The organism is Saccharopolyspora endophytica, from assembly GCF_018070075.1.
GTDB classification, from domain to species: Bacteria; Actinomycetota; Actinomycetes; order Mycobacteriales; family Pseudonocardiaceae; genus Saccharopolyspora; species Saccharopolyspora endophytica.
Genome location: NZ_JAGPXE010000002.1, coordinates 724344 through 742615, shown reverse-complemented (window position 1 = coordinate 742615; position 18272 = coordinate 724344). Strand labels below are relative to the sequence as shown.

Below are 18272 nucleotides of genomic sequence, written 5' to 3'. Positions count from 1 at the left end.
GCCCCCGCTCCTCCCGCCGAAACCGGCAGTTCCACAACGCTCCCCACAGCCTCGGTTCGGCAAGGTGCCTCGTTCCGGCGAGACCCCACCATCCCGTCCCCTCGGGCCCACAAGAGAACAGCACCGATTTCCACTGAAATCCGGCTACCGAGTTCCGCTGAGATCCGGTTCCTGATTTCCACTGAGATCGTTCAGCACATCGGAGACCCGCCATGCGCGCAGGAAAAGCCGTCATCGTCGCCGCCGTCGCTGCGCTGCTCACGGCCTGCGGACCACCGCAGGTGCAGCAGACCGGACCCGCGGTCGACGAGCGCACCGGAACGCTGCGGGTCTGGCTGTTCGACGAGGCCAACCGCGCGCCCAAGCAGGCCACCGTGGACGAAGCGGTGGCGCGGTTCGAGCGCGAGCGCCCCGGCGTCGAGGTCGACGTGCAGTACATCGCGGTGGAGACGAGGTCCGAGCGCTTCACCGGAGCCTTCAACGATCCCGCCAGCGCACCCGACGTCGCCGAGGTCGGCAACACCGACCTCGCGGGCTACGTCGCCGCGGGCGGGCTGGCCGACGTGACCGAGAAGCTGCCGCAGTGGCCGGAATCCGCTGACCTGTCCCCCTCGGCGCTGGACACCGCGCGAGTCGAGGGCGAGGTCTTCGGCGTGCCCTGGTACACCGGGGTGCGCGCGTTGTACTACCGCACCGACGTGTTCGACGAGCTCGGCCTGCAGCCACCGCGCACCACCGCCGAGCTGCTGGCCACCGCGCAGCGCATCCGCTCCGAACGTCCGGACCTCTACGGCATCGCCACCGGCGGCAAGTACCACTACGCGCTGATGCCGTTCATCTGGGCGGCGGGCGGCGACCTGGCTCGTCAGGAGGGCCGGCGCTGGGTGTCCACCATCGACAGTCCCGAAGCGCAGCGCGGCATCGAGACCTACGCCGAGATGATCACCAGCGGCGCGTGCCCGCCCGAGCAGTGCTCCGACATGACCGGCAGCCAGAGCGTGCAGGCGTTCGCCTCCGGCAAGGCCGCGATGACCATCGGCGGCGACTTCAACCGCAAGGCCGTCGACGCGGGTGTGGGAGGCAAGTACGGCGTCGTGCCGCTGCCCGGCGACGCGATCGGCTCCACCGCCCCGGCCTTCGCGGGCGGGAACCTGCTGTCGGTGCTCAAGTCCTCGCAGCGGGCGAGCCTGGCGCGCGAGTTCGTGCAGCTGCTCGCGGGCAAGGAGTACCAGCGCAAGATGTACGGCGCGATGGGCAACCTGCCGACGTTCATCGACGTCCAGGGCGAGGTGGCCGAGAACGACCCGGCCGCGGCCCCGTTCGTGATGACGCTGCGCGGCGGAACGCACTTCGTGCCCGCCACCGAGGCGTGGTCGAAGATCGACGCGCAGGGCGTGCTCCCGACGATGGTGCAGCAGATCGTGCGCGGCACCCCCGTCGCCGAGGCATCGGCGCAGGCGGCGGCGCAGATGAACGCGGCCTTCGAAGGCCGATGATGGCGCTGCTCTACCTGGCACCGGCGGCACTGCTGCTCGTCGGCATGATGGGCTACCCGCTGTACCAGCTGGTGCAGATCTCGCTGTACGAGTACGGCCAGGCGCAGGCCTCCGGCGGTGCCCCGCTGGAGTTCCTGGGCGCGGGCAACTACCTGGCGCTGCTCGGCGACGCGCAGTTCTGGACGATCCTGCTGCAGACCTGCGCTTTCGCCGCGATCTGCGTGCTCGGCAGCCTCGTGGTCGGCATCGGTCTGGCGGTGCTGGCCACGAAGGTCTCGCCGCTGTCCCGGATCCTGCTGTTCCTGGCGGCCATCGGCGCCTGGGCCACGCCCGCGGTGGCCGGGTCGACGGTGTGGCTGTTCCTGTTCGACCAGGACTTCGGGTTGATCAACGAGGCGCTGACCGGCATCGGCATCAGCGGCGCCGAGGGCATGTCGTGGACCTACGACAAGTACCTCGCCTTCGGCCTGGTGGCCGCCGAGGTGATCTGGTGCTCGTTCCCGTTCGTGCTGGTCACCACCTACGCGGGCCTCATCGGGATTCCGGGCGAGGTGGTGGAGGCGGCCGCGCTGGACGGGGCGTCAACGTGGCGGACCACGCGCAGCGTGCTGCTGCCGATGCTGCGCCCGGTGCTGGTCATCGCCACCATCCAGTCGATCATCTGGGACTTCAAGGTGTTCACGCAGATCTACGTGATGACCAACGGCGGCGGCGTCGCCGGGCAGAACATGGTGCTCAACGTCTACGCCTACCAAGAGGCGTTCGCTGCCTCGAACTACGGGCTGGGCTCGGCGATCGGCGTGGTGATGACCGCGCTGCTGCTGGTGATCACGCTGCTGTACCTGCGGGCGCAGCGCGGGAACGGGGTTCTGGCATGAGACGTTCCCGCGCCGTCGCCAACACCGCCGCGGTCGTGATCGCGGTGCTGGTCGCGTTCCCGCTGTACTGGATGGTGCTCTCGGCGTTCAAGCCGGAAGCCGAGCTCCAGTCCGCCGATCCGCGCCCCTGGACCACCGCGCCGACCCTGGACGGGTTCCGGAGGGTCCTCACCGTCGACGGGCTGGGCGGCTACTTCCTCAACAGCCTCCTCGTCGCGGGCGCTGTGGTGCTGCTGTCGCTGCTGATGTCGTTCCTGGCCGCCGTGGCGCTGACCCGCTTCCGGATCAGGGGCCGCGCCGTGCTGCTGCTCATGCTGCTGGTGGCGCAGATGGTCCCGGTGGAAGCCCTGACCATCCCGCTGTTCTTCCTGATGCGCCAAGTCGGTTCGGCCGCACCGGCTTTCGGCCTCAACCACCTGGGATCGCTCGTGCTGGTGCACCTGGCGTTCAGCCTTCCCCTGGCGATCTGGATGCTGCGCGGGTTCGTCGCCGCCGTCCCCGTCGAGCTGGAGGAGGCCGCCACGCTCGACGGGGCGAGCCGCACGCGGTTCGTCTGGCAGGTGCTGTTCCCGCTCGTGGCTCCGGGACTCGTTGCCACCAGCGTGTTGTCGTTCATCCACGCGTGGAACGACTTCCTGTTCGCCAAGACCTTCATCATCTCGGCGACGGAGAACCAGACGCTGCCGATGGCGATCCTGGTATTCTTCAGCCCGCAGGGAAACGACTGGGGCGCGATCATGGCAGGCTCCACGCTGATGACCATTCCGGTTCTGATCTTCTTCGTGCTCGTCCAGCGGAATCTGGTGTCGGGGCTCTCCGGCGCGGTGAAGGGATGAGCTTCCACTCGCTGCTGCCGCGTCCGCGGCGTGTCGAGTACGCCGGTGGCCAGCTGCCGCTGGACATCCGCACCAGCGTCGGCGGTGAACCGAGCGTGGCGCGGTGGTTCCGCAGGCACGTCGGTGCCGCGACGGGACTGCCGCTGCCGCTGGCCGCCAAGCCCACCATCGAGTTCCGCATCGACCCCCACATCAACGGCCACCGCCTGGAGATCAGCCCCGACCAGGCGCTGGTGACCGCGCAGCACACCGCCGCCGCGCACCACGCGGCGCAGACGCTGCGGCAGCTCCTCCCGCCGGACGCGTTCCGCCGCGCACCCATCCACGACGAGCCGATCTCGTTGCCGTGCGGGGTGATCGAGGACCACCCCCGGTTCGGCTGGCGCGGCTGCCACCTCGACGTCGCCCGGCACTTCGTGGCCAAGCGGGAGGTCCTGCGGTTCGTCGACCTGCTGGCGATGCACAAGCTCAACGTCCTGCACCTGCACCTCACCGACGACCAGGGCTGGCGCATCGAGGTCCCGCAGTACCCGGAGCTGACCCGCATCGGTTCGTGGCGCGAGCGCTCCATGATCGGCCGCGGCGAGGTCCCGGAGTTCGACCGGCAGCCGCACGGCGGCTACTACACCACCGAAGACCTGCTGGAGATCGTCTCCTACGCCTCCGAGCACCACATCACGGTGGTGCCCGAGATCGACGTCCCCGGGCACAGCCAAGCCGCCATCGCCGCCTACCCCGAACTGGGAACCGGTGGGCCCGTGGGCGTGTGGGACTCGTGGGGCGTCAGCGACCGGATCCTGGCGCCTCGGCGGGCCACGGTCGACTTCTTCCGCGACGTGCTGGACCACGTGATGTCTCTCTTCCCGTCGCCGGTGATCTGCCTGGGCGGCGACGAGGTCCCGGGTGCCACGCCGGCGCACGGCGCGCTGCTGCGGCGGTTGATGGAGCACGTGCACAACCACGGCCGCCGCACCTCGGCGTGGGACGACGCCATGCACCTGGTCTCGCTGCCGGCGGAGACCATCGTGCTGAGCTGGCAGGACGCGCAGGCGGTCACCCGCGCGGCCGAAGCGGGCAACGACGTGCTGCTGTGCCCGGAAACGCACTTCTACCTGGACCACCGGCAATCCGACGAGCCCGACGAGCCCGTCCCGGTCGGGTTCCTCAACACGCTGGAGAACGTCTACGCCTACGAGCCGCCGACCGAGCGCGTTCTCGGCCTGCAGGCGCAGGTGTGGACCGAGCAGCTCGACTCCCCGGCCCGCATCGACTACGCCGCGTTCCCCCGGCTGTGCGCGTTCGCCGAGGTGGCCTGGAGCAGCGAGCGAGACCCGGCTGAGTTCCACCACCGCCTGGCCCACCACCACCTGCCGCGCCTGGACGCCTTCGGCGTCGAGTACCGGCCGCTCGACGGGCCTTACCCCTGGCAGCTACGTCCCGGTGTCGAGGGTCGACCCCGCTGACACGACGCGGGTGGGGTCCGGACCGTTCCGAACCCCACCCGCCGTGGTCTTTCCCTAGGCTTCGGCCTTGGCCGTCTCCCGGGGCTCCCAGCACTCCACGCCGGTCAGCTCCGGCAGGCGGTCCCGGGTGAAGACCGGGTCGAGGCCCTGCTTGCGCTGATCGTTGTAGTCGCGCAGGAGCTTCAGCGCGACCGCGCTCAGCGGAGCGATGGCGGCGAGGTTGACCAGGGCCATGACGCCCATCGTGGTGTCGGCGAGGTTCCAGATCAGGTCCGAGGACCCGATCGCGCCCAGGAACACCACGACCAGCACGCCCCACTTGTAGCCGGTCTGCATCGCCTTGCTGCGGGTCAGGAAGCCCACGTTGGACTCGCCGTAGTAGTAGTTGCCCAGCACCGAGGTGAACGCGACCAGCAGGATGATCAGCGTCATCAGGTGCAGCGACCAGTCGCCGAGGTTGGTCTGCAGCGCCGTCTGCGTCATCGACGCGCCGCGGTCCTCGTCACCGAAGGTCGGGTTGGACAGCAGCACGATGAACGCCGTGGTCGAGCACACCAGCAGCGTGTCCACGTAGACGCCGAGGGTCTGCACGAGGCCCTGCTTGACCGGGTGGCTCACCGAGGCGGTGGCGCCGGCGTTCGGGGCCGAGCCCAGACCGGCCTCGTTGGAGAACATGCCGCGTCGCACGCCCTGCACGATCGCCGCACCGATGCCGCCGCCCGCGACCGCCTCGAAACCGAAGGCGTGCGAGAAGATCTGCGCGATGACGCCCGGCAGCGCGTCGATGTTGAGCACCACGATGATCAGGCCGAGCAGCATGTAGAGACCGGCCATGAACGGCACCAGCAGCTCGGCGGTCTGCGCGATCCGGCGCACGCCGCCGAAGATGATCAGCGCGGTCAGCGCGACCAGAGCCACGCCCAGGACCGGCTGCATCCAGCCGTTCGAGCTCATGCCGGTGGCCTCGGCCGAGGTGACGACGGCGTCGACGATGGTGTTGGCCTGCACGGCGGTGAACACGAAGCCGAACGTCACCGTGATGACCACGGCGAAGAGCACGCCCATCCAGCGCGCCCGCAGGCCGTGCAGCATGTAGTAGGCCGGGCCGCCGCGGAAACCGGACTTGTCCCGCACCTTGTAGAGCTGCGCCAGGGTGGATTCCACGAAGCTGGCCGCGCCCACGACCAGACCCATCGTCCACATCCAGAACACCGCGCCCGGGCCGCCCAGCGCGATGGCGGTGGCCACGCCGGCGATGTTGCCGGTCCCGATGCGGGCGGCGGCGGAGATCGCGAACGCCTGGAACGACGAGATCGCTTTCCCGCCGTCCTCGGCGATCTCGGCCTTGCCGCCCATCGCGCGGACCATCTCCGGGATCATCCGGATCTGCACGGCTTTCGAGCGCACGGTGAAGTACAGGCTCAGCACCGCGAGCACGGGGATGATGATGTAAAGCCAGAACGTGTCGTTCAGCGCGACGATCGCGTCGTTGAGCGCTTCCACGGGCACTCCCTTTCCGCTTGTGGCGCGGGAATCGCATCAGCGGGCGCCAGGAGTGCGGCGCCCGCTGACGTTCACCGCGGGCAGTCCAAGCGCGGGTCGCCATGTGGTGGCGACCCGCGCGTTGGCGGAAAGGTTACAAAGACGCTGAATTCGGGCCCCTGGTGGGTGCCCGACTGGCATTCAGCCCAGCACTTCGGCGAGGAACCGCCCGGTGTGGCTGTCCTCGATCTCCGCGATGTCCTCGGGCATGCCCTCGGCCAGCAGCAGACCGCCGCCGTTGCCGCCCTCGGGACCCATGTCCAGGATCCAGTCGGCGGTCTTGACGACGTCGAGGTTGTGCTCGATGACGATCACCGTGTTGCCCTTGTCGACGAGGCCGTTGATCACGCCGAGCAGCTTGCGGATGTCCTCGAAGTGCAGACCCGTGGTCGGCTCGTCGAGGATGTAGACCGTCTTGCCGGTGGAGCGCTTCTGCAGCTCGCTGGCGAGCTTGACGCGCTGCGCCTCACCGCCCGACAGCGTCGGGGCCGGCTGCCCCAGCCGCACGTAGCCCAAGCCGACGTCCACCAGGGTCTTGAGGTGCCGGTGGATGGCGTTGATCGGCTCGAAGAACTCGGCGGCCTGCTCGATCGGCATGTCGAGGACTTCGGCGATCGTCTTGCCCTTGTAGTGCACCTCCAGGGTCTCCCGGTTGTACCGGGCCCCCTTGCACACCTCGCACGGGACGTAGACGTCGGGCAGGAAGTTCATCTCGATCTTCAACGTGCCGTCGCCCGCGCACGACTCGCAGCGGCCGCCCTTGATGTTGAACGAGAACCGGCCCGGCTGGTAGCCGCGCACCTTCGCCTCGGTGGTGGCCGCGAACAGCTTGCGGATGTGGTCGAACACGCCGGTGTAGGTGGCCGCGTTGGACCGCGGCGTGCGACCGATCGGCGACTGGTCGACCTGCACCAGCTTGTCGACGTGCTCCAGGCCCTTGACCCGGGTGTGCCTGCCCGGGACCTGCCGCGCGCCGTTGAGCTTGTTCGCCAGCACCGACGCGAGGATGTCGTTGACCAGGGTCGACTTCCCCGAACCGGACACGCCGGTGACCGCGGTCAGCAGTCCCAGCGGGAAGGAGACGTCGATCTTGCGCAGGTTGTGCTCGCGCGCGCCGACCACGGTCAGCTGCCGCTTGCGGTCCGGGACCCGGCGCTCGGTCGGCACCGGGATCTCCTTGCGCCGCGCCAGGTACGCGCCGGTCAGCGACTCCTTGTTCTTCAGCAGCTCCTTGTAGGGACCGCTGTGCACGACCTTGCCGCCGTGCTCACCCGCGCCGGGGCCGATGTCGACCACCCAGTCGGCGCTGCGCACGGTGTCCTCGTCGTGCTCGACGACGATGAGCGTGTTGCCGAGGTCGCGCAGCCGGCTCAGCGTCTCCAGCAGGCGGTGGTTGTCGCGCTGGTGCAGCCCGATCGAGGGCTCGTCGAGCACGTAGAGCACTCCGACCAGGCCGGAACCGATCTGCGTGGCCAGCCGGATGCGCTGCGCCTCGCCGCCGGAGAGGGTGCCCGCCGCGCGGTCCAGCGACAGGTAGTCCAGGCCGACGTCGAGCAGGAAGCCCAGCCGGGCCTGGATCTCCTTGAGCACGGCACCGGCGATCATCTGCTCGCGCGGACCCAGGACCAGCGCGTTGAGGAACTCCGCGCAATCGGCCACGCTCAGCGCGCTGACGTCGGCGATGGAGAGCTCGTCGTTCTCGTTCTCCATGGTCACGGCCAGGATCTCGGGCTTGAGGCGGGTGCCCTCGCAGGCCGGGCACGGCACGTCGCGCATGTAGCCCTCGTACTTCTCGCGCGCGTAGTCCGACTCGGTCTGCTCCAGCCGCCGCTCCAGGAACGGGATGACGCCCTCGTAGCTCGCGTAGTAGGAGCGGGTGCGGCCGTAGCGGTTGCGGTAACGGACGTGCACCTGGTCGTCGGTGCCGTGCAGCACCGCCTTCTTGACCTTGGTGGGCAGCTGCCGCCACGGGGTGTCCATCCGGAACCCGATGGACTCCGACAGGGAGGTCAGCAACCGGGAGAAGTACTCGGCGGTGTGCCCGCCGGCCCACGGCGCGATCGCCCCGTCGCCCAGCGAGAGGTCCTCGTCGGGCACGACCAGCTCGGGGTCGACCTCCTTGCGGATGCCCAGGCCCGCGCACTCGGGGCAGGCGCCGTAGGGCGAGTTGAACGAGAAGGAGCGGGGTTCGAGCTCGTCGACGCCCAGCGCATGCCCGTTCGGGCAGGCCAGGTTCTCGGAGAACTTGCGCTCGCGGGCGGGGTCGGACTCGTCGAGGTCGATGAACTCGACCAGCACCAGCCCGTCGGCCAGCCGCAGCGCGGTCTCGACCGAGTCGGTGAGCCGCTGCTTGGCGCCGGCCTTGACGGTGAGCCGGTCGATGACGACCGCGATGTCGTGCTTCTCCTGCTTCTTGAGCTTCGGCGGCTCGTCGAGCGGGTGCACGACGCCGTCCACGCGGGCGCGGGCGTAGCCGGAGGAGCGCAGCTGCTCGAACAGGTCGACGTACTCGCCCTTGCGCCCGCGCACCACCGGCGCCAGCACCTGGAACTTGGCCCGCTCGGGCATCTCCAGGACCTGGTCGACGATCTGCTGCGGTGTCTGCTTGCTGATCGCCTCACCGCAGGTCGGGCAGTGCGCCTTGCCCGCGCGGGCGTAGAGCAGCCGCAGGTAGTCGTAGACCTCGGTGATGGTGCCCACCGTGGACCGCGGGTTGCGGCTGGTGGACTTCTGGTCGATCGACACCGCCGGGGACAGGCCCTCGATGAAGTCCACGTCGGGCTTGTCCATCTGACCGAGGAACTGCCGGGCGTAGGCGGACAGCGACTCCACGTAGCGGCGCTGCCCCTCCGCGAAGATGGTGTCGAAGGCCAAGCTCGACTTGCCCGAGCCGGAAAGCCCGGTGAACACGATCAGGCTGTCCCGGGGCAGGTCGATGTCGATCCCGCGCAGGTTGTGCTCACGGGCGCCGCGAACGACGAGGCGGTCAGCCACGGTGATCCCTTCAAGAAAGTTCTGGTGTTGCGCGAGCGCGCCGACTGCGAGCGGCCGCCTGCTTCAGGCAGCGGGACCGCCGGCGCGGCATCGGGTCGCGACGTTGCGACGTCCATGCTATTCGGGGCCACCGACAGTCTCGGACCGACGGCTTCCGGTACCGAGCACCTTCCCCGGTCGTCACCCCAACGTGTGAGATGTTGCGTGATCCGGCGGTGGCTGCCCCCTCACGACGATACGCAAAGTCGCCCGCATTGGGCACTGTCCCCGATGTGTCCTGCGCCTTTACGCTCGAGTCTTCACGTTCTCCGCAAATTCGACTCCCCTCTCCCCCACGTGAGGTAGAGCCATGGCTGACATCGTTCTCGGTACCGGCCGATGGTCCGCTGCCGGTCTGGCAGACGAGGTCGCGAACCGGCGTGCCGCCGTCCGGCACGCCACCGAGGTCCTGGTGCGCTCCGCGTCCGGCCTCGACGAGATCTCGGTCCGACAACCCAGCCTGCTGCCGGGCTGGAGCCGCTCGCACGTGCTCACCCACCTGGCCCGCAACGCCGACGCCTGCTGCAACCTCCTGCTGTGGGCTCGGACCGGCATCGAGCACCCGATGTACGCCAGCCGCGACGACCGCGACGCGGCCATCGAGGAAGGCGCCTCGCGCAGCCACCAGCTGCTGATGGAGGACCTGATCGCCTCCAGCGACCGGTTCGCCGTGGCGGCGGGGAGCATGCCCGACTCCGACTGGACGGCCGAGGTCTCCCTCTCGGGCGGCGACGTCATCCCCGCGGTGCACGTGCTGCGGCTGCGGCTGCTGGAGGTCTGGGTCCACCTGGTCGACCTCGACCACGACGTCGACTTCACCGACATCCCCACCGGCGATGCCGAGATGGTGCTGGAGGACGTGGTCCAGTTCTTCGGCGGGCGACCGGACGTGCCCGCGCTGACGCTGGAGGTCGACTTCGGCGACCACCGCCGCGGCTGGGACCTGCGCGGCACCACGTCGCGACCGGCGGCCGTCTCCGGCGAACCGGGTCCGATGCTGGGCTGGCTGCTCGGCCGCACGGGCCCCGGTGAGCTGCGCGGCGACGCGCCCGAACTGCCCGAGTGGCTGTGAGCCCGATCTTGCGGCCGATGCCGGGGCGCGGGCGATAGGCTCACGGGCGTGGAGCTTCAAGCTGAGTACACCGGACACGTGGAGCCCGGCGGCGCGGCCGCGCGCCGGGACCTGGACGCGCTGACCATCACCAAGATCTCGGTCGGCCCGATGGACAACAACGCCTACCTGCTGGTGTGCAAGAGCACCGGGGACGCGTTGCTGGTGGACGCGGCCAACGACCCCGAACGGCTGAGCGACCTGCTCGGTCACGACGAGCGGCGTCCCCGGCTGCGCACCATCGTCACCACCCACCAGCACGGCGACCACTGGCAGGCACTGGGCGCGGTGGCCGGCGCGACCGGCTGCTTCACCGTGGCGCACCCCGCCGACGCCGACGAGCTGCCGGTGCCGCCGGACCGCCTGGTCGAGCATGGCGACACCATCGCGGTCGGCGACGCGGAGCTGTCGGTGATCCACCTGCGCGGGCACACCCCGGGCTCGATCGCCCTGGTCTACCGGGACCCGGCGGGCCACCCGCACCTGTTCACCGGCGACTCGCTGTTCCCGGGCGGAGTGGGCCGCACCACCTCGCCGGAGGACTTCAAGTCGCTGGTCGACGACGTGGAGACCCGGGTGTTCGGCGAACTGCCGGACGACACCTGGTTCTACCCGGGCCACGGCGACGACTCGACCCTCGGCGCGGAGCGTCCCAAGCTCGCCGAGTGGCGCGAACGCGGCTGGTGATCGGCAGCGGGGGAAGTTCCCGGCCGGGACTTCCCCCGAGCCCGGCGTCCGCGCCGATGTGGCTGCGGTCCTCGGAGCCCCCGCCTACTCTGGCTCCCGGGAGCGCGAGCACCGGAGGTCGCCGTGAGCGAGGCCGTGAAGCTGGACGTCGGGGGCACCGAGGTGTCGGTGTCGCATCCGGACAAGGTGTTCTTCAAGACCCGCGGTGAGACCAAGCTGGACCTCGTGGACTACTACCGGGCGGTCGCCGGTCCGCTCCTGAGCACCCTGGGCGGTCGCCCGCTGCTGATGGAGCGCCACCCCGACGGGGCGAGCGGCAAGTCGTTCTTCCAGAAGCGGGTGCCCGCGTCGGCGCCGGAGTGGCTGCGCACGACGGTGGTCGAAACTCCGAACGGGACGACCAGCCACGCCCTCGTGGCCGCCGACCTGGCGCACGTCGTCTGGGCGGTCAACATGGGCTGCCTGGGCTTCCACGTGTGGCCCTACCAGGCCGGGCAGCCGGAGATCATCGACGAGCTGCGCATCGATCTCGACCCCTCGCCCGGAGTCGGCTTCGCCGAGGTGTGCGAGACCGCCGCGCTCACCCGCGACTTCCTCCGCGAGGACGGCATCGACGTGCGGCTGAAGACCTCCGGCTCACGCGGCCTGCACCTCTACGTCCCGCTGCGCCCGGAGTGGGACAGCTACCGGGTCCGGGCCGCGGCCGTGGCGCTGGCGCGCGAGCTCGAACGCCGCCACCCCGACCTGATCACCGCGAAGTGGTGGAAGGAGGAGCGGGGCCGGCGGGTTTTCGTCGACTTCAACCAGAACGCCCCGCACAAAACGGTTTTCGGCGCTTGGTGCGCCCGGCCCCGGGTGGGCGGGCAGGTGTCGACACCGATCGCGTGGGACGAGCTGGAGGGCGTCGACCCGGACCAGCTGACCATCGCCACGGTGCCCGGCCGGCTCGCCGAGCGCGGTGACCCGTGGGCCGACACCCGGCCACAGTCGATCCAGCCGCTGCTGGAACGCTACGACCGGGACATCGCCGCCGGAGCGCAGGACGCGCCCTGGCCGCCGGTGTACCCGAAGCAGCCCAACGAGCCGCCCCGGGTGGCACCGAGCCGAGCCAAGCGCGACTGACCGAGAACCGTTTCCTTGCACGAGATTTCGCTAGACGGACATGCGCGGGACCTCGCGGACCGCTTCAGCCACCCGGTGGGCCTCGGAATGGCAGTCACCGCAGGTCTGCCACAACCACGCCTCCTTGGTGGCGTCGGCCACGACCTCCTGGCTGCACAAGGTGCTGACGAGCATGCCGCTCGGGTAGGCGTTGCCCCACGGGCGCTTGTCCAGGCTCGCGTGCCGTCTGCCGTCCGCCGGCACCCAGTGAAACGGATACATCGTTGCGCACTTCCCCCTCTTGTCTGTTCCGGTCGGCGATTCCGCGTCGCGGAACGAAAATCGCGACGGAACCCCTCCCGGCTCCGAAGCGACCTCGATCAAGACGAGACCAATGCTCATGGTCTCGGGACCACTGCGGCAATTCCCCGAACGGATGACGCCATTCAGCGCACACGCCTGTGCGTGATCGGCTGGTCACGCGAACGCCGACCCAGGGTGCCGTGCCATTCCGCACCTGAAATAAGCTGTGGTGCATGAGCGAGACCACTCCGGCGCCGCGGGCATACGTTCTCGGTGCGGAAATCCGGGACGCGAGGTCGCGTTCCGGTCTCGGGCTGCGCCAATTAGCAGGACGTCTCGACGTTTCGCACTCCGTCGTGGTCCGCTGGGAGCGCGGTGAACGAGTGCCGTCGACCGAATCCGTGTCCGCCGTGTGCGCGGTGCTGGGCCTGTCGAGCCCGGCTCGCGATCGGCTGCTGCGGCTCACCCGCGAGGCGCAGGCCGAACCGCCCAACTCGGTGTCGGTCGGATCAGTCGGTGAGGCCGATCAGCTCACCGCGCTGCTGGAGTTCGAGCGGATCGCCACGGCGATCACCGACGTCTCCCCGATCCTCATCCCCGGTCTGCTGCAGACCACCGACTACGCGCGCGCGATCATGGGCACCGGCATCCCGGAGCACGAGGTCTCCACCCGCGTGGCGGTCCGGCTCGGCCGGCGCGAGGTCATCACCCGCCACCAAGAACCCGTGCGGTACACGGCGTTCCTGCTCGAATCGGTGCTGCACCAGCCCATCGGCGGCCGGGCCGTGCTGATCGACCAGCTGCGGCACGTCCGCGACATGAGCGCCCGCGACAACATCGACATCCGGATCATCCCGCTGTCCGCGGGATGGACCCCCGCGCACGCCGGACCCTTCGTGCTCCTCGAGTTCGCCAAGGCCTCTCCCGTCGTGCACCTCGAACACCACAGGTCCAGCGCGTTCCTGCGCGATCCCGGCGACGTGACGGCTTTCGTCAAGGCCGGAAAGGACCTGGGGCAATTCGCGATGAGCAGCGACGACTCGGTTCGCCTCGTCGACGAGATCATCCACCGAGAGGAGACAACACCGTGACGTTGCTGCAGTCGCCGGTCGGTTGGCGCAAGTCCAGCCGAAGCAGCCAGGAGACCAATTGCGTCGAGGTCGGCCGCGTCATCGGCGGGGCCGCCGTGCGCGACACCAAGGACCGCGCCGGGGGACTCTTAACCGCCAATTCCGCTCAGTGGCGCTATTTCGTCAGAGCGATCAAAACGGGCCGCTTCGACAGATAGACCACCACCTCGATTCGCCCTCTGGGGGACGAAAACCGGGAGCGTTCCGCCGCGGGCGGAGCGCTCCCGATGCGTGCTCGCCGGTCAGACCAGCCGCTCGGCCACCAGGCGGGCGGCGTCGGCCAGCAGCGCGCTGTTCGCGGTGTCGTGCTCGCGGGGACGTCCGGTGAGCAGCGAGATGACGATCGGCGTTCCGGTGTCGGTCCAGGTCACGGCGATGTCGTTGGCCACTCCGTAGGCGATGCCGCCGCCGGTCTTGTCCGCCGTGCGCCAGCTGCTCGGAACCCCGGCGCGGATCCGGGCGGCGCCGGTGGCGCTGCCGAGCATCCAGCCGGTGAGCCGGTCGCGTTCGGCCGGGCCGAGCGCGTCGCCGAGCAGCAGGCGTTGCAGGCCGTCGCCCAGCGCCCTGGGCGTGGAGGTGTCGCGCTCGTCACCGGGGATGGCGGTGTTGAGCTCGATCTCCCAGCGGTCCAGGCGGGTCATCGGGTCGCCGATGCCGCGGGCGAACTCCGTGATGGCCTGCGGGCCACCGAGTTCGCGCAGCATCAGGTTGGCGGCGGTGTTGTCGGAGTGCTGCACCGCGGCCGCGCACAGCTCCCCGACGGTCATGCCCGTGTCCACCCGGGTCTCGGTGATCGGCGAGTTCGCCACGAGCTGACCGGCGTCGTAGCGGATGACGCGGTCGAAGTAGCCGCCGGCGAGCCCGTGGGCGCGCAGCAGCGCCGCCGACGCGTAGACCTTGAAGGTCGAGCACAGCGCGACGCGCTCGTCGGCGCGGTGGGCCACGGTCCGGCCGGTGGCGACGTTGCGCGCGAACAACCCCAGGCGCGCGTCGTAACGACGTTCCAGCTCGGCCCACACCGGGTCGGGCCGAGGAGCCGGTGCGGCCGGGGTGGCGGACGGCGTGCTCGGCGCGCACGCGGCCACAGGCGCGGCCAGCAACGCCGCTAGAACCGCTCGGCGACCCACGCGGATGTCATTGTGCTGCAACTGATTTCCCTCCAGTAGTGCTGATGCACCCAATGAATCAGTCGACCGCTGATAGCGCCAATAAGAACTCGAACGGCTCCCGATAGCGCTTCGATATCGCCCCAGCGCGAACCGCCGCCGAAGCCGGGAGAACACCCGAAAAATTCTTCCGACGCCCCCGTCCGGATGGCTGCTCAGAGCAGGTCCGACTCGACCGGACGAAGGGGACCTCCACAGCCACACCGGCCAGGTGGGACGGATTTCAGTGGAAATCGGGCACGGATCTCCACTGAAATCCGGGTCACCGGAGGCGGCCGGAGCGCAGGTCCGTCACCGCGATCCGAGCGCACTCGGCGATCGCGGCGTCCACCCTCGGCAGCGACGGGTCCGCGCGCGCCGCGAGGGTGAAGACCGCCACCGCCACCGGCGCCTCGCCGTCGAACTCCACCACCGACACCTCGTTGCGGACGGCACCGATCGTGCCCGTCTTCCCCGAGACCCGAACCCCCTGGAACGGGAAACCGGCCCGGACCCGGTGCATCCACGCCTGCTGCCCGAGCAGCCTGCGGACGAACGCGCACTGCTGCGGCGAAGCGACCTCGTCGGCCCAGATCAACTCCATCAGCCGGGTCATCTCGCGCGGCGTGGTGGCGCTGGCGTAGGACGGGTCGTAGGCGCGGAGGGTGCGCGCCTCGTCGTTGTCGGCCAGCAGGGCGAACGCCTCGGAGGCGCTGGTGGTACCCATCTCGCGGGCCAGCGCGGCGTGCGCGTCGGCGGTGCCGCCGACGACGCGGGTGCGCTCCAGGCCGAGGTCGTCCAGCGCGGCGGCCAGGGCGTCGAGGCCGATCGCGCCCAGGATCACGTCCGCGGCGGCGTTGTCCGAGACCGCGATCATCGAGGCCGCGAGATCGCGCCAGGACATCCGCACCGGGTCCTGGAAGGTCGACACGCCGGTGGGGCCGGGCGTGCAGGAACCGGGGTCGAGCCGGATGGCCTCGCGCGGGTCGAGGGTTCCCGCGTCGAAGGCGCGGGCCAGCGCGACCAGCAGCGGGAGCTTGTAGACCGAGGCGGTGACCACGAGCTCGTCGGCGCCGAAGCCGAGTTCGTGACCACCTCCGCCGAGCCGGACCGCGTGCACCCAGCCCTGCGCGCCCGCGTCGGCGAGCACGTCCCGGATGCGCTGCTCGGCGTTCACGCCAGATCCCGGAGCGCGGCTTCGAGCGCCTCGCACACGTCGGGCTGCGGGGCCGGGTCGGGCCAGACCACCCGGACCCGCAACGCGAGCTCGTCACCTGCGGCGACGACGGCCACGCCGGGTGCGCGCACCTCGGGGTCGGTGCTGAGCGCGAACGCGCGCCCGGCGGCGACGGCGCTGAGCGCGTCGCGATCACCGGGCGCCGGCAGGAACTCGGGGTCGAGACCGCGTTCCCGGAGGGTGTCCACGAGCAGGTCGAAGGCCGCGGTGCCGTGGGCGCGCGGCGCGGTGGCGCAGACCAGCCCGCGCAGCGCGCGGATCGAGGACTTCTTGGCCGCCGGGTGGTCGGCGGGCACGAGCAGTCGGCGCGGGATCTTGACCACCGGGGAGGTCTGCAGGTCGCCGAGCAGCGCCGGGTGGTGCACGACCGCGCAGTCCAACCGGCCCCCGGCCACGGCGTCGACCAGGTCGATGGTCGGGGCGGTGCTGACGATGACGGTGCGCGCCGACGGCTCCGGTGCCGCCTCGCGCAGGGCGGCGACCAGACCGGCGACCTGGCGATCTCCGAGGGCGGCGATGACGCCGATGCGCACCGCTCCCCTGTTCTCCCGCTGCCTGCGGGCCGCTTCGGCGAACTCGTCGGCCCCGGCGAGCAGCGTCCGCGCCCGCGGCAGCAGGTCGGCGCCGGCGGTGGTCAGCCGCACGCCCCGGGACCCCCTGGTCAGCAGGGTGACGCCGAGCCGGTTCTCCAGCCGCTGCACTCCTTGGGACAGCGGCGGCTGGGTCATGCCGAGGCGGTCGGCGGCGTGCCCGAAGTGGCCTTCCTCGGCGACCGCGACGAAGAACCGGAGATGACGCAGGAGGTCCACACCACCGATCCAAGCACAGGGCCCGGAACGCGATGTGCGCTCCGGGCCCTGCTGCGTCTTCTCGTTTCTCCTAACCCGACCTGCACCCGCAGCTCAGGGTGAGTGGAACAGGGCGCTGCCCTTGACGTACTCCTCCCACGGGACGGTCCAGTCCCAGATGTCGCCGTCGGCCGGGGTGAGCGGTTTGGTCGACCCGACGATCTCCACCGGGTCTCCGATCTGCGTGAACTCCAGGAACCACCTGCCGTCGGTGCTGGAGAGGTTGACGCAGCCGTGGGTGACGTTGCTCGACCCCTGCGCGCCCGTGCTCGCCGTGTTGGTGTGCACGTACTCGCCGTTGTTGGAGATGCGGACGGCGTTGGGCAGGACTTCGTCGTAGGCGCCCGCGGTTCCCCGGGCGGGTCCGCCCCAGCTCCAGGAGTTCATCCGGACCGAGTCGTGCCGCTCGGTGGCGACGTGGATGCCGTGCTGGGTCGGGTACGCCGGCTGCCCGTAGGAGGCGTCCATCTTCCTGATCTCCTTGCCGTCCTGGTAGACGGTGAAGGTGTGGGCGTTGACGTCGCCGACGGAGCGCTGGTCGCGGCCGACGGTGAAGTTCGATTCGAAGTTCTTGTCGCCCATCACCCCGGCACCGGTGTCGATGCCGTAGAGGTCGGCGCGCACCTTCACCTGGGTGCCGGCCTTCCAGTAGTCCTTGGGCCGCCAGTTGACCTGGTTGTCGGCGTACCAGTTGAACGACCCCTCGGTGGGCACGGAGGTTTCGATCTTCAAGCGGCGTTCGACGGCGGCGCGGTCCTTGACGGGCTTGTCGAAGTAGATCGAGACCGGCATCGCGATGCCGACGGTGTCCCCGTCGGTGGGCCGGGTGCGCTCGACGTTGACGATGTCGGTGGGGGTGGCGGTGGTGAACGACGAGTTCAGCGGGATCGACGGAACGCCGTCCTGATCGTGGGCGACGGCGTGCACCTGGTAGGTGGTGCCGAACGCCAGTGGTGAGTCGATCGTCCACTTGTGACCGCTGCGGTCGATCTTGCCCGGAACCGGTGCGCCGTTGGCCGTCACGTTGACCGAGGTCAGCACGCCGCGCTGCGCGGTGAGCTCCAGCGGTTCACTCGGTGACAGCGATGGCGTCCTGTCTGGAACCGAGGTCGTCACCGACGCCTCGGAAACGTCTGGCCCGCACGCCGTCAACGCGCACGCGACCAGGCTCGCGATGACTAGTTGGCACGCAACTGCCCCCCGCATACCGGCCTCCCCAAGAACCCTGCACCGTCTCGTTGGTAATCAGTAACTGTCCGTGCGGTCAGCGGGGTTCTCAACACGATCAAGCAGCGCGGAGTGGGCGATTCACGGTTCGCCGAGGGGTCTTGTTGACCAGCGAAGGCTCATTCCACACCGATGAACGCTCCATCGAGTGGATTGAATGCAGCGGCCACCCTTTATCGGCTACCCGCAGTCGATTGCAAGCATGACACACCAAGATCATGTAATTCGATCGGTG

General features: G+C 69.9%; 16 protein-coding genes. 9 read left to right on the top strand and 7 right to left on the bottom strand.

Going from position 1 to position 18272, the window contains the following annotated elements:
* Window positions 1-212 precede the first annotated feature (212 nt).
* The 4 genes from KBO27_RS07490 to KBO27_RS07475 are packed head-to-tail and all read left to right on the top strand — an operon-like array spanning window position 213 to window position 4673.
* Window positions 213-1496, top strand: coding sequence for an extracellular solute-binding protein (locus KBO27_RS07490; RefSeq protein WP_210969182.1), 1284 nt, complete (start codon window positions 213-215; stop codon window positions 1494-1496).
* Window positions 1496-2374, top strand: coding sequence for a carbohydrate ABC transporter permease (locus KBO27_RS07485; RefSeq protein ID WP_246536376.1), 879 nt, complete (start codon window positions 1496-1498; stop codon window positions 2372-2374). Before KBO27_RS07490 ends, KBO27_RS07485 begins: the two co-directional genes overlap by 1 nt.
* Window positions 2371-3210: a carbohydrate ABC transporter permease gene (locus KBO27_RS07480; RefSeq protein WP_210969180.1), complete on the top strand. Its 840-nt coding sequence runs from the start codon at window positions 2371-2373 to the stop codon at window positions 3208-3210. The genes KBO27_RS07485 and KBO27_RS07480 overlap by 4 nt, the downstream gene beginning before the upstream one ends.
* The gene (locus tag KBO27_RS07475; protein ID WP_210969179.1) at window positions 3207-4673 is read left to right on the top strand and encodes a beta-N-acetylhexosaminidase; all 1467 of its coding nucleotides are present in this window, start codon (window positions 3207-3209) and stop codon (window positions 4671-4673) included. The genes KBO27_RS07480 and KBO27_RS07475 overlap by 4 nt, the downstream gene beginning before the upstream one ends.
* Window positions 4674-4727: 54 nt before the next feature.
* Here the strand turns inward: KBO27_RS07475 and KBO27_RS07470 are convergent, their stop codons facing one another.
* On the bottom strand, window positions 4728-6176 hold the full coding sequence (locus tag KBO27_RS07470) for an alanine/glycine:cation symporter family protein (protein ID WP_210969178.1): 1449 nt from the start codon (window positions 6174-6176) through the stop codon (window positions 4728-4730).
* Window positions 6177-6356: 180 nt separating this feature from the next.
* Window positions 6357-9209, bottom strand: a complete 2853-nt coding sequence (gene uvrA, locus KBO27_RS07465) for an excinuclease ABC subunit UvrA (RefSeq protein WP_210969177.1) — start codon at window positions 9207-9209, stop codon at window positions 6357-6359.
* Window positions 9210-9558: 349 nt separating this feature from the next.
* On the opposite strand from uvrA, the gene KBO27_RS07460 reads away from it, so the two are divergent.
* The 3 genes from KBO27_RS07460 to ligD all read left to right on the top strand — a co-directional run bounded on the left by KBO27_RS07460 (window position 9559) and on the right by ligD (window position 12168).
* Window positions 9559-10320 carry a maleylpyruvate isomerase family mycothiol-dependent enzyme gene (locus tag KBO27_RS07460; protein ID WP_210969176.1) on the top strand — a complete coding sequence of 254 codons (762 nt, stop codon included), beginning with the start codon at window positions 9559-9561 and terminating at the stop codon, window positions 10318-10320.
* A 48-nt stretch (window positions 10321-10368) separates the two neighbouring features.
* The gene (locus KBO27_RS07455; RefSeq protein WP_210969175.1) at window positions 10369-11046 is read left to right on the top strand and encodes an MBL fold metallo-hydrolase; all 678 of its coding nucleotides are present in this window, start codon (window positions 10369-10371) and stop codon (window positions 11044-11046) included.
* Between the two features lie 123 nt (window positions 11047-11169).
* Window positions 11170-12168, top strand: coding sequence for a non-homologous end-joining DNA ligase (ligD, locus tag KBO27_RS07450; protein WP_210969174.1), 999 nt, complete (start codon window positions 11170-11172; stop codon window positions 12166-12168).
* Between the two features lie 30 nt (window positions 12169-12198).
* Here ligD and KBO27_RS07445 read toward each other — a convergent pair whose 3' ends face one another.
* Window positions 12199-12429, bottom strand: a complete 231-nt coding sequence (locus tag KBO27_RS07445) for an HC3 family zinc finger protein (protein WP_210969173.1) — start codon at window positions 12427-12429, stop codon at window positions 12199-12201.
* A 254-nt stretch (window positions 12430-12683) separates the two neighbouring features.
* On the opposite strand from KBO27_RS07445, the gene KBO27_RS07440 reads away from it, so the two are divergent.
* Window positions 12684-13541 carry a helix-turn-helix domain-containing protein gene (locus KBO27_RS07440; protein WP_132675242.1) on the top strand — a complete coding sequence of 286 codons (858 nt, stop codon included), beginning with the start codon at window positions 12684-12686 and terminating at the stop codon, window positions 13539-13541.
* 2 nt (window positions 13542-13543) lie between these two features.
* Window positions 13544-13738: a DUF397 domain-containing protein gene (locus tag KBO27_RS07435; protein WP_132675331.1), complete on the top strand. Its 195-nt coding sequence runs from the start codon at window positions 13544-13546 to the stop codon at window positions 13736-13738.
* An 84-nt stretch (window positions 13739-13822) separates the two neighbouring features.
* Here KBO27_RS07435 and bla read toward each other — a convergent pair whose 3' ends face one another.
* From bla to KBO27_RS07415, 4 genes are all read right to left on the bottom strand, one after another.
* The gene (bla, locus tag KBO27_RS07430) at window positions 13823-14728 is read right to left on the bottom strand and encodes a class A beta-lactamase (protein WP_210969172.1); all 906 of its coding nucleotides are present in this window, start codon (window positions 14726-14728) and stop codon (window positions 13823-13825) included.
* A gap of 280 nt (window positions 14729-15008) precedes the next feature.
* The gene (locus KBO27_RS07425; RefSeq protein WP_210969171.1) at window positions 15009-15902 is read right to left on the bottom strand and encodes a serine hydrolase; all 894 of its coding nucleotides are present in this window, start codon (window positions 15900-15902) and stop codon (window positions 15009-15011) included.
* Entirely contained in the window at window positions 15899-16771 is an 873-nt protein-coding gene (locus tag KBO27_RS07420; RefSeq protein WP_210969170.1) for a LysR family transcriptional regulator, read from the bottom strand. Before KBO27_RS07420 ends, KBO27_RS07425 begins: the two co-directional genes overlap by 4 nt.
* 93 nt (window positions 16772-16864) lie before the next feature.
* Complete coding sequence (locus tag KBO27_RS07415) at window positions 16865-18016, bottom strand: L,D-transpeptidase (RefSeq protein WP_210969169.1); 1152 nt, start codon at window positions 18014-18016, stop codon at window positions 16865-16867.
* Between the last annotated feature and the right edge of the window lie 256 nt (window positions 18017-18272).